The organism is uncultured Caulobacter sp. (assembly GCF_937900395.1).
In the GTDB taxonomy this organism is placed as follows: Bacteria; Pseudomonadota; Alphaproteobacteria; order Caulobacterales; family Caulobacteraceae; genus Caulobacter.
Window position 1 is genome coordinate 1 of record NZ_CALCDX010000155.1, and the last position, 11,968, is coordinate 11,968.

The 11,968-nt window shown below is 62.1% G+C and carries 9 protein-coding genes and 2 pseudogenes; 1 reads left to right on the forward strand and 10 read right to left on the reverse strand.

The features are described from left to right. The 10 genes and pseudogenes from Q0379_RS13340 to Q0379_RS13385 all read right to left on the reverse strand — a co-directional run. Window positions 1-835, reverse strand: a pseudogene (locus Q0379_RS13340) (IS3 family transposase); the annotation flags it as partial. 113 nt (window positions 836-948) lie between these two features. Then, window positions 949-1,512 carry an NADH dehydrogenase ubiquinone Fe-S protein 4 gene (locus tag Q0379_RS13345; RefSeq protein ID WP_012754162.1) on the reverse strand — a complete coding sequence of 188 codons (564 nt, stop codon included), beginning with the start codon at window positions 1,510-1,512 and terminating at the stop codon, window positions 949-951. Window position 1,513: 1 nt separating this feature from the next. Then, window positions 1,514-2,134 (reverse strand): hypothetical protein, encoded by a 621-nt coding sequence (locus tag Q0379_RS13350; protein WP_299009486.1) that lies wholly within the window; start codon window positions 2,132-2,134, stop codon window positions 1,514-1,516. Window positions 2,135-2,345: 211 nt separating this feature from the next. Continuing rightward, window positions 2,346-2,993 carry an HdeD family acid-resistance protein gene (locus tag Q0379_RS13355; RefSeq protein WP_299009489.1) on the reverse strand — a complete coding sequence of 216 codons (648 nt, stop codon included), beginning with the start codon at window positions 2,991-2,993 and terminating at the stop codon, window positions 2,346-2,348. 69 nt (window positions 2,994-3,062) lie between these two features. Continuing rightward, window positions 3,063-3,470, reverse strand: a pseudogene (locus Q0379_RS13360) (integrase core domain-containing protein); the annotation flags it as partial. Between the two features lie 681 nt (window positions 3,471-4,151). Further along, window positions 4,152-5,255, reverse strand: coding sequence for a replication initiator protein A (locus tag Q0379_RS13365; protein WP_299009492.1), 1,104 nt, complete (start codon window positions 5,253-5,255; stop codon window positions 4,152-4,154). A gap of 162 nt (window positions 5,256-5,417) precedes the next feature. After that, window positions 5,418-6,530, reverse strand: coding sequence for a ParB/RepB/Spo0J family partition protein (locus tag Q0379_RS13370; RefSeq protein ID WP_299009495.1), 1,113 nt, complete (start codon window positions 6,528-6,530; stop codon window positions 5,418-5,420). Between the two features lie 19 nt (window positions 6,531-6,549). Next, the gene (locus Q0379_RS13375) at window positions 6,550-7,758 is read right to left on the reverse strand and encodes an AAA family ATPase (protein ID WP_299009498.1); all 1,209 of its coding nucleotides are present in this window, start codon (window positions 7,756-7,758) and stop codon (window positions 6,550-6,552) included. A gap of 330 nt (window positions 7,759-8,088) precedes the next feature. Further along, window positions 8,089-9,342: a type II toxin-antitoxin system HipA family toxin gene (locus tag Q0379_RS13380; protein ID WP_299009501.1), complete on the reverse strand. Its 1,254-nt coding sequence runs from the start codon at window positions 9,340-9,342 to the stop codon at window positions 8,089-8,091. After that, window positions 9,339-9,674, reverse strand: a complete 336-nt coding sequence (locus tag Q0379_RS13385) for a helix-turn-helix transcriptional regulator (protein WP_299009504.1) — start codon at window positions 9,672-9,674, stop codon at window positions 9,339-9,341. Before Q0379_RS13385 ends, Q0379_RS13380 begins: the two co-directional genes overlap by 4 nt. A gap of 321 nt (window positions 9,675-9,995) precedes the next feature. Here Q0379_RS13385 and Q0379_RS13390 point away from each other — a divergent pair. After that, window positions 9,996-11,968, forward strand: a 1,973-nt coding sequence (locus Q0379_RS13390) for a hypothetical protein (RefSeq protein ID WP_299009507.1), incomplete at its 3' end; no start/stop codon positions are given.

The window sequence follows — 11,968 nt, forward strand, 5'->3', positions numbered from 1 at the left end:
TTGTCTGAACGAATATGCTCTGGCAGACCGCGCAGGATGAACAGGTCCGAGAGCACGTCGATGACGTCGATCGCCTTCAGCCTTCGGTCGATACGGATGGCCAAGCATTCATGGGTAAACTCGTCGATGATGTTGAGCATGCGATACTTTCTCCCGTCATGGGTACGATCCTCGACGAAGTCGTAGGACCAGACGTGATTGGGCCGCTCGGCGCGCAGGCGGATGCAGGATCCGTCTCCCAGCCAGAGCCGGCTTCGTTTGGGTTGCCGGGCCGGAACCTTTAGCCCCTCGCGTCGCCAGATTCGCTCAACCCGCTTGTCGTTGACGACCCAGCCTGCCGTCGAACGCAACAACTCGGCGATCTTGCGATAGCCGTAGCGGCCGTATTGGCGGACCAGCTCGACGATATCGGCGATGAGCTTTTCCTCATCGTCGCGTCCGTGCGGAATCCGACGTTGTGTCGAGCGATGCTGCCCGAGCACACGGCAGACCCGCCGCTCCGACACCTTCAGAGCGAGCCGGACATGGTCGATGCAGGCGCGGCGACGCGCGGGGCTCAGTAGTTTCCCGAAGCCGCCTCCTTCAGGATCAGCTTGTCGAGTGTCAGGTCCGCGACGGCGCGGCGGAGCCGGGCGTTCTCGGCCTCGAGCTCCTTCATCCGCTTCACCTGATCCGTCTTCAGCCCGCCAAACTCACGGCGTCAGCGGTAGTAGCTGACCTCCGTCACCCCGATCGAGCGGATCGCATCGGCCACGGGCTGCCCCTGCGAGACCAGCACATCGACCTGGCGCAGCTTCGCGACGATCTCTTCAGGCTTGTGGCGCTTCTTCGGCATATCGGTCCTCCTGTCTGCCAAAAGACATACTTCAGGGTGGACCAATTCAACGGGGGTGGATCAGTATCGGCCCATGGAAACATCTCATTTCCCCGAGCGCATGTAGCTGGCCGTCATCCCGTCGTCTTTCTTGCAATTGTCACACCCGTCCACGCCGGAGGATCAGAGGCGGGGAAGGATTCGAGCGAGGCTTCGAGGACCGGATCGAAACTCTCCCTGTCGCTGGTAGACGGGTCGGCCGTGCTCTCATGCTGGACGCCTCTTGAGAGGCGGCGATCGGGGCGGAACGGGACCCGGAAGGCTCCCGGGGCATCGACGCCCCTGTGCAGCCGGTGGCGCGTCTCACCCGCCCAAGGGTTCGCCATCCGGGCTCCCCCAGCGTCCTCGCGCACGACATAATGCCAGTCCTGCCGCTCTGCGAAGTCCACGGCGCTGTCGCGATCCGGAAACTTCAGCCGGATCGGACGATAGGGATCGCCGCTGGACGTGTATCCCATCAGCGGCTCGATCTGCGGCGGCCGGGACGGCTCGAACTCGAGGACCCAGTAGTTGGGCCGAGGCGCCGATGTCATCGCGGAACGGGCAGGACGGTAGATGATTGCCGTCGGCACGTCCCAGGATGGCAGATCGGTTCCGGGAATTTTCGGCGGGAATGGTGGGCGATTATGGCCGCGCATATCAGTTCTCCCGGGTGTCGGTGGATACGAGAAGGTGACGTTCGAGATCGTCGAGTTTTTCCATTCGCCTCGAATTCAGGCGAACGGCGCGTTCGGTGTTCTGCGAAGGAAAGGCAGCAGCGTGCAGGACGTCCGACCGCATCGCTATCGTGAGATCGGCGACGGCATTCATCACGCCCTCTCCGTCCCCGTCCGAGAGCGTGCCGTCAGCAAAACCGGACTGCAAGCTCTCCAGTACCTGCTCGAAGCTGGACACGACCCCTGCACTCGCGACCACAGCCAGCTTGTGGCTGAGAACACGCAGTTCATCGATCAGCTTCGCATCGTGCCTTGCGGTTTCCACGATCTCTGCGACCTTCTCGATGCAGGCCATGTAAATGTCGCATTGCTGCTGGAGGATGATGACCCTTCCTTCCTTGCGAAGCTCGAGATCGGTCTGGCGATTGAGAAGCGCCGCGGTCAGAATGATCGTCACGACAGCGCCGAGGAAGATGAGCGTCATCTCCTGCGCGAAAGGCAGTATGTCTTCGGCAAGATACATCGAACGAAAAACGAAAACGATGCCGATGCCCAAGGCAGCGGCCGCAGCAGGAAATGCCAAGTCAGGCAGGCGGTTCGACATCAGCACCTCGCATTTTCGGTGTCAGGTGGCATGCACGGCTTTGCATCGGCGTCCGGCGCCTCTGCGTCCCTGTCCCGCAAGAAGATCGGCGTCGGTCCGCTGCCGAAGGGATTGAAGCCGGCCCCCAGGCAACGCTCGAAGATCGTTTCGTCCCATCGGGTGAAATCGTCCTCCTCGCCGGCAAGTCGCCCGTCATCCACCACAGGGCACCTCACGCCTTTGCCGATGGGGGAGCGTCATCGAAGGCCGCACCGTCCGAACGATCCGCCTTGCGAAGCCGTAGCCCGAGGAGGATCATCATCACCCCGAAGACCGCGGCGTAGAAGCCGATCAGCCAGCCGAGCGCGAGGAAGCTTTCGACCGGGCGCGTCAGCAGCATCCAGGTCACGACGACACCGAGAACGACCGAGAGAAGGCCGCTCAGGATCAGCCAGATTTCGCCGTTGATTTCCTTTCGCAGGCGGATCGCTGCCGCGATCTCGAGGGCACCCGAGAACACGGACCAGAATGCGATGCTGGCCCAGAGGAATGTCGCAAGCACAAGCGTCGCGACAAAAGGCGAGACAACCACGACGACGCCCGTGGCGATGCCCAGAATGCCGCTGAACATCAGCCAGCCCCAGCGTTTGCCCTTGCGGATGTTACGTATCGCGGCGACGAGGCCGAACACGCCGTCGGCAAAGGCGAACGCGCCGAAGACCAGCGTGAGCGCCAGAAGCGCTTCCGCAGGCATGACGAAGGCTAGCACTGCGATGATCAATGCGAGCACGCCGCGTAACACGAATGCCCACCAATTCCGGGACAGGCTGCACAGCATGTCCTGCGTCTTATCAGTCGGGTTTTCAGAGGCTATGGTCATTGGTCGATCTCCTATTCAGTTCCATGTCAGGTGTCTGATCCGCCCCCGCCGAGAGGTCCGGGTTGAATGTTAGTGGGCGGTTGGCCTCGGCGCCAGCGCGGGCGGCGTAGCCGGTCTGGATAGCGCAGCCGCCCGCGCGGTCATGGCGGGCACGAAGACTTCTGGAGCCGGCGGCTTGTAGCCGAGCGAGCCGTGCGGGCGCACCGTGTTGAAGTGGCGCCGCCAGCTTTCGATGACGATCTTCGCTTCAGCGAGGGTATAGAAGATTTCGCCGTCGAGAAGCTCGTCGCGGAGCCTGGCGTTGAACGACTCGATGAAGCCGTTCTCCCATGGGCTGCCGGGCGCGATGTAGGCGGTCTTGGCACCGACCGCGCTGATCCAATCCTGCACGGCTTTGGCGACGAACTCGGGACCGTTGTCTGAACGAATATGCTCTGGCAGACCGCGCAGGATGAACAGGTCCGAGAGCAGGTCAACGGACTGGTTGCTTTATGGTGGCCGCTTGGTTGGCTGGTTTTCATGCTGACAGTGGTCGTTGAGGGCGTTCGAGCTCATGAGCTTTTGCATCCGCGACCAATTTGGGGTGCGGTGCCGCTCTCTCTCCGCGAGCGCACGATTGGGGCTGTTGTCCTGCTGACGGGTCCTGCAATAGCGCTTGTCGGATGTGTGGCCGCGAGCATGCGCGCCTGAGTTCAGCGCGGAACGTCCTTATGCGACCTAATCTTCCCTTCAGATCTTTCGACATCTCATGGCGTTAGAGGGTTAGAGAAGAAAAAGTTTAAGAGTTAAGGGCGGCTTCAGCGCGCTAATGGTCCAGAATCCAAGGAAGAATCTATCCACAGCGTTCCTGGAGTATCGGGCTTTCGTTCCTGATGTATCGAGCGTGGCGTTCCTGGAGTGTCGATAGGCTGTTCCTGAGGTGTCGTCTTGCGTTCCTGATGTGTCGAAGCCTGGCAAAGTTAGGTCAATCGAACACGCGGGCAAATCGCGATTGAATCACTTTGCCACGTTCCCCTAGAAAAAACGTTCAGTCGCTAGCGCTGCGTGCCGTGGAGGGCGGCTCCGCTCGCCCCGCCGTCCAGCACCGCACGACATTTCGGGAACGGTTGGTGTGAGGTCGGGCCGCAAAGCACCCTCCCCGGACGAGCCGGCCGCTAGCTAACCGCGCAGTTGGTGGCGGTTTTTTTCGTGGTAGCGGCGCACAAAGCCGATGAAGGCGCTCTGATAACGGTCGGGCTGACGCTCATCCTGACCATGGAGCCAGGTCTGAAACTCCCTATGCAGGGCGTGGAAATCCCAGCCTCTGTAGTGCTCACGAAGGTGGGCCAATGTCTCATCGGTCAAGTAGCCACGCGGCTCCAGTTCCACGGGTCTGGGCGTGGACGTCGTAAAGCCAGTTTTCTTCGGAGCGGCCGCATTCTTCGGCGTCTTGCTCACGGGCTTCGCCTTTTCGACGGACTTTCGCCGAATGCGTAGTAGGGGCTCCTTGGAGGTAACCGCTGGCTCAAGCGAGAGCTCATAGCCCGGGATAGCGTTTTCCCGGACCAGCGCGGTCATTTCAAACTTGAACCGGCGATACTGGCCTTCGGCGCCAGATTTTTCAAAGAGCGTCGGAAGGGCGATCGCAAAGCCCTCCTCCCCTGCCCCGCCAGCGTGCTTGCGAGCGACTTTGTAGAGCCAGCGCTCGCGTCCCCCAGTGATTGAGAAGTAAGACCGATCAATCGACAAAACCCCGCCGGCCATCAAGACGCCGTCGTAGAACCAACTCGATAGCGCGATCGAGATCCCGCGCGAGCGATCGGTGTTCTCATCGACCAATTGGCTCCAGCTATCGAGCCAGGAGAAGGTCGCCTCTCGCCTCTGATCCGCCCGGATGTTGGTCTTGACCGTGGTCGATTGCAGGCGGTCGAGCGCAGCCCCCAAGAGCTCGTATGAGCGACCGGTTACGGGACGACCGATACTCCGCAGAATGTCATAGGGCATGACCTTCAGAACGCGAGGGATCTCATTAACCCGGCGCTCCTTCAAATCGTTCAGGACGCTGGCGCAGTAGATCAGGATATCGGCGTCCCAGATGGTTGCCATGCCGTAATCGGGATTGGCCGAAACGTGGACCCAGACCTTCCCGTCGGGAGAGGTGTAGTCGATCGGTTTGGTGCGTTTGCTTTTCGAAAGGCTGAAGAAGGGCCTTTCCATCATCTCGCGCTGATCTCGGAGATTCAGATCAGCCAGATAGGGCAGAAACAGGTCGATCTGCTCCACGGCCCCCTTGCTCGTATTGCTAGCCATGATGCTCGACCGTTCCAGGCAAGCGCGCCGTCTCTCTTCCCTCGCCGCGAGTTTCCCCGGGGAAACTTCCTTCACCCATGCCCACGCCACCCTGGCGGGCCGCGAACAAAGTTTCCCCGGGGAAACTTTTGAGGCCTAGTCGGCGAAGCCTCGGCCGCGCGACCGCAGAAAAGCCAAGGCTTGCTCCACCAGGCTCAACAGTTCGGCCTCGCTTGCGCCTGACCCCGCGTGGATCCGAAGCGTCGCACCGTTCCTATTGGCGGAAAGCACAGACAAAGCCCGTCGACCATGCACCGAGTCGGCTGCGAACAGCGACTCCTGCTCCTGGCTAGGCGATTGTGCGGCTTTGATGAGCGCGTCTGAGACTTCAGCGGCGCCTAGTGGTGGCTGCCCCGTGTCCAGCCGCGAACGCTGCTCCTGCTTGAGCCGGGCCGCTTCCTTCTGCATCCGCTTCAAGGCGGTTGGGTCAGCTTGCGAGACCGCCTTGATGCGTTGGGCGAGCGGGTAGCAAGTTTTCAGCTGGATATCGCCAAGCCCTGAGAATGCTGAAGCAGCCCAGTCAGGGATATCCGCGACCGAGAGCATCTTGGAGAGCCAGCCTTTGGATAGGTTGAGGCGTTCAGCCATCCGGATCTGCCGGTCGCCGTAATAGCTCTTCAATGCGTCGCGATAGTTCCTCGCTCGTTCAAAATCCGAGACGTCTTTGCGCGCCCGGTTCTCAAGGTCCGCGAGCCGAAAGGCGCTCTCATCATCGAGCGACTGCACCTGGGCCAGAAGCTGTAAATCAGGGTAGCTATTGGCCCGCAGCCAGCTGATGGACCAGTGCCGTCGGGTTCCAGCAATGAGCTCGTAATCATGCTGCGGGTCGTCTGACACGCGCCTTACGACCACCGGCACTTTCTGACCGCCCTCGGCCAGGATAGAGTCGATCAAATCACGACAGGCCGCCTCGTTCAGGCTTTGCTGATGCCGCGCGTTGCCCGCCCAGATCCGCACGCGCGCTGGGTCGAGCAGAAGCTGGGTGACCTGTTTAACCTCGCCCGCCGCGATCCGGGCCAAGGCGGACTCTCGCGCGAGCAAGGTCATACCTGGCGCGGTACGTGCAGAGGAGAGGGGAGGGGAGATCGGATCGGGACTGCTCACGGCCGCCGGCTGGGGCGCGGACGTCACCGGCTCCGCCGCGGGCTCCACAGCGGCCGGATCAGGTCCAAGAAGGGAGTTCAGGTAGTCGGATTGGCGTTTGGACATCGTGCTTCCTCCAGACGCCTCAGGCCGTCACTGCGGCCAGCGAGGGGCCAGATTGGACCAAAGGACGCCCCCAGCGACGGCGGACAAGCTGTTCCACCTGGGAAAGGGCTTCATCAAGGTTGGAGCGGCAGCGCTTGTGCGTCCTTGGCGTTCCGATCGGCTTTTCCAGCTCATACACCGTCATCATCCGAAGAGCGGCGTGACTGATTTCAGCCGACTCCAGGATGGGGATGGGCAGAAGAGCGGGGCCAAACGCCTGATCCATGACGCGCTGGACCATGTCTTGGCTCGGGTCATTGGCGTTGAATTTGGAGCATATCAGCCGGCAGAAGTCGTACTCGACGGTGATGCCCGCTGCGGTGAGCTGACCGATGACCTGGTCCATCATCGACAGAAACTGAACGGTCGAACAGAAATCTGGCGTCGTCGCCGCCAGCGGGACCAAGAGCGCATTGGCGGCCTGCATTACGGCAAGCGAGATCGTCCCCAGCGCCGGCGGAGGATCCAGCAGAACCACGTCGTAGTCCTGGGCCAGTTCAAAGAGACCCTCGCGAAGCTTACGGAACCGTGAGGCCAGAACCCCGCCGCCGCCAGTTCCCGCCGCGGCGAGCTCATACTCGATGTCGAACATCTGCAGGTTCGAAGGGATGAGGTCGACGTTTGGCCACACGGTCTTTTTCACCGCATAGGCCAGATCGTCTTGGGTGGGTTCTATCGACAGGTACGGATAGAGCGTCTCCTCCCGCCGTATGGCGAAGTGAGGATTAAACCCAAAGAGCGTCGTGGTTGTGGCCTGGCTATCGCAATCGACCACGAGCACGCGATATCCTGCAACGGCCAGATAGTGAGCCAGGTGCGTCGTAACCGTCGACTTCCCAACGCCCCCCTTGAAATTCTGAACCGTGATTATGAATGGTGGATCGTTAGGCCCACGTCGCGGTGAGGCGCCCAAGACCTGCCGCATGTTCAAGAGGGCGGGGATATCATAGCCAATCCGGCGACCGCTCTCGGACTCAGGCGGGGAGGGGAGGCGACCATCTTGTTCGGCCATCCGGATTCGATTGGACGAGCATCCCAGTAGCTCGGCGGCCTCAGCGATGCCGATACGAACATCCAAGCTCTTGGTCTGCCCGGGGAGAAACGCTGTTCGACGAAGCCGCTCAACCATTTGCTCGCCGGCGTTGGCCAATTGGCCAATCCGATCCGCTTCGGTCACGATCGAATCCATTTGTCGCCGTCCCCACTGTGAATCGCCAAACCTGAGCTGAGAGAGCAGGTTTGAATGAATTTAGCCAAAAACAAAGATGAAAACCTTCATCCAGGCGTATGGTAAATAAATCCTAAACGAGCAGCCGGCTGTCGGGCCCCACCTCGTCAATGTGTGAGAGCCTCCCGTGGCCAGCGCGTCGCGGCGCGCGCCACGGCGTAAGGGGCGTGCAAGCACTTGGGCTAAGTGCCCAGCGCGGGGGAGAGGCCCTATCAAAGAGCGCTCTGTCGTCTATGTGTCCGATATTCACGACCCAATCGGCGGGCGGGCCATGGCTGACGCGACCCTAACTTAGGTCAAGAACGCCGAAACAACTGACCGGTGGGCGGACTGAATTTCGCTTTGGGACGCCCGGCTAACGCCGGCCTCGTTGGCGAAGCGCGTCCAGTCCGCCACGGCGGCGCGGACCTCATCGATGATGGTGTCGATCAGCCTATCGGGCAGACCATGGCGACGTCCGAGGCTGCGGACCTGGTCGCGGGTCGGGTTTTTGCCCTCGCCCTCGATGTCGAGGTAGTGCTCGCCGCCCGGCCCCGTCGAATAGGTCAGGTCATAGGCTGGAGCGAGCCGCCACTCCCCGGCCTCGTCCATCAAATAGCTGTGCTGCCGCGTATGATCATCCCGATTGCTGGAAAGAACATTGAAGACCATGCGCCGGAAGGCCGCGTGCAGGTCGTCAGCGTGGCGGGTGATGGCCAGTGTCGCGCGCAGGAAGAGATCGTAGCTTGCGGGCGTGCGCCAAGGCGCCTCGACCGCGCCGCTCAACGAGACCATGTGCAGGCGCCGACCAGGCTCTGGGCGATCGAAACGGCGGGTGGCGAAATAGCCGGGCCCCGTCTTTGACGGCAGCAGCCGATAGGGGGCCATGGCCAGACCGGCGGCCACGGCCATGGCCGCATAGGCCGCTTCGATGGGACCGATGTCGGGAGGATCGTTGGTCGCGGCGAACTTGACGATCCAGGCCTCGTGGCCGGCGGCGGTCTCGCCTTCTGAGACCGAGACCCGCCCTTCGTCGTCGAACCCGACGTGAACCTTGGGCCGGGCGCCGCCCGAGCCGCCCGCCAGGGTGGCCAAGGTGTCGGCCAGCGCGCCTTCGTGGCCAGTCAGGATCGCGGTCGACTCGGCGGCCAGGGCGTCGAGATCGAGGCTTTCGACCTCCGGCGGCGGCGCGGTCGCCGGGCGGTAGGTGAGGGCGCCGCGGCCGTGGTCGCCGACCAGGGCGAGCCGATCCAGGGCGCTTAGCGTCTCGATAGCGACGCCCAGCTTGCTCAAGCGTCGCCGCATGACGAGGAAGCCCCAGCCTTCAGGCAGGCTGTCAGCGAGAAAACCGTGCAGACCTTCAAACTCCCGGCCGCGCGCGGGATGCAGGCCGGGTTCGGGCGGATAGAGTAGGGCCGAAACGGGGAGAGGCGCGGCGACCAGCTCCGGCGACCATTCCAGCTGCGCCAGGCCGCCGGCCATGGCCAGCCGGCCGACGGGGAGGGGGGGCTGGCCCTCGCCAAAGGCCAGGTTGGCGGCCAGCGGAGTCCCGGGCGCAAGCTTCATGGGCGCGGAGCCTTCGCAGGTCGTGACCTGGGCGCCCGCACACGCGTCGGCGGTCTCGCGGCGCCGGCGGCCTGCTGCGCCAGGAGCGCATCGAGGCTACTAGCGGCGGGGAGGGGAAACAGGGCGCTCAGCGCATCCTCGCAGCGCAGGGCGACAGCGGCCTTGACCATGTCCTCCAGCGAGGCTTGACCTTCGTTCTCCAAACGTCGCCAGGTCCGGTATGCGACGCCGGCCCGTTGAGCGGCCTCGAGCTGTGGCCAGCCCAAGGCGACCCGACGCGCCTTGATGCGCCCAGCGAGGTCTTGCAGGATTTCGGCGGCCGTCCTAAACATTGTCCATATATGGACACTTAACGCGAATTCCGCAAGATAATTGTCCAAAAGCCACAACTAGGAGCGGGGGAAATCGATTCAGCCGGCGGAGAGCTCAGGGCGGGACCTTAGCCAATCCACTCGCACTCTTAAACGCTGCCGCGTTCCGGGCTCTTTGCCAGACCCCTCGCACAAGGCAAGCGGACGGAGGCGGTTTGCAGGAGATCTTCGGAGGCGTCTTTCACCCTCTGGACGACATCGTCACGATTTCTACAGCTCGGCCGCTAGCGCAAGGCGTGATTGGGTGCGAGATGAAGCTTGGGGGGTGTGAGGTCGGGTTCCTTGGAGGGTTTTTCACTAAAAGCAAATCCATTCGCGCTGCTGCGGGTGTCGCCCAGGGCGAAAATTGCCGAGATCGAAGATGCTTTCGAAGAGACGGTTATCGAGAGACCGCACGACGAGCAGGCGCTTTTGAAAACTAAGCAGCTTTTGTTGACGCCGAACGCGCGGCTTTTTGCTGAACTGTCGTGGCTTTCTGACATTGCTCCCCGCAGAGCCAATCAGCTTTTGGCGATGCTTGATTGTGCGGACGTGGACGCTCTGCTGAAGGCGCTGCCAGATCTTCCGCCGCTTTCGTTGGCCAATATTGCGGCCGAAGCGTGCGCGCGATTGGGTGAAGTTCGGTTTATTCCGGCGCTTATCGAGGCTCACGGCCAAATAGCACACGAAGCCACGTTCGAGTGGCTCAACAGTACCCGAGCGACGGCGGGCTTTGCTCGCGTTGAGGCGTCACAGATCAAGGAAGCTTTGCGCGCGTTGCGCGCCAGCCATGCGCGGTCAGCGGTCGCCGCGATCGTCGTGCAAACTGATCCTCCCGCCGCTTTGACGGCGGTCTTGGAAGCCCGGAACGACGCGCATGATCTGATGCTGAAGGAGATTTTCCGCGAGTACGATCACTGGTCAAGCCCGCACCTGGGAGAGATCGAGCGCGACATTGATGCCGCTCTTTCCGACCTGATGGCTGGTCATGATAGGGCCGTAGACCGCGTGAACGAAAGGCTGGCCGCGTGGGATGAGTTGAGCCAGCCCGCTCAGCTCTACAGCCAACTTTCGGGTCTAGATGAAGAGCGATCACTTCGCATTTACCGCCGAGTTCGCAGCCACTGTATCGACCTTGCCAACGATCATCAGCGTTTCGCCGACGCCCATGCGGTCGCCACCGTCATGCGTCACCTCTTCAAGGAACTGCCGACTGCCGCGGCCGAGCTTGAGGGCGACATCGATACGTTGGCGCGCCTGTCGGACGAGAAACAGCTCGAGGAAGCCATTTCTCCTCTGCTCGCGGCCTTGGCCTCAGCGCGAGAGCAGGTCCGCGGCGTCATCACGGGTCTGAGAGCGAGCGGCTTCAAGGACGGCGCCCACCCACAGATAACGGCGCTGCGCTTGGGCCTCGTGGGCACAATGGACGCATTGGCTCGCAGCGAATATGCGGACGCCCCGATCCGAATGGTGCGTTCGTTCGCCCTCGATCTCAATAACGAGCATGACGATCCCATCGCGGCGTTGAACCTTCTCAAAGGCCTGATCGAGCTCTACCAGCCTCGCGATCCTGTCCTCCTTGATCAAATCAAGGAGGACATCCGAATCTCGGAAAACAACGCCAACCACCGGCTGCTGACCCGAGCTCTGGAAACCAAGAACCATGGGGAGGCCATCCGAATTGTAGACTTGATGGTCGCCGCCAATCCCGCGGGCGAGGAAGGTGCGCAGCTGCGCCTTCTGCAAGAGCGCCTCAAGCAGCAACGTACGCGTCGCTACCTCAAATGGGGCGCGTGGGCCGCGGCGGCGGCATTTGTCGCCTATCTGATATCCCAAGATGGGGGCGGGTCTTCGAGCTATTCGCCGCCTAATTCTGTGCCAGAAGCGACCACGGCAGAGACGTCGTTTGCCTCCCCCACCGCTGAGCTTGCGTCGCCGCCGGCGGATGATGTCGCACTTCCTGCGCCAGCTGAAGATGTGGCCAACGCGGTCTTGGCCACAGACGTGTCTCCGCCGCCTGTGGGCAGCGGCCTAGAGCTGGAGGCAAGCCAGGTTCGCTACTGCACTTTTGAAAAAGCGCGCCTCACGGCGCTGCAAGGCATGGTCTCAGACACGAACTCGGCCGCCATCGACGGATTCAATGCTCGGGTCGCTGACTACAATGCTCGGTGCGGAAGTTTCAGATACCGACCTAGCGATCTCGATGCGGCGCAAGCGGTCGTGACCTTGCCCCCAACCTTGGACCAGGTCGGGCCGGGATTTCTCGCCGGTCAGGC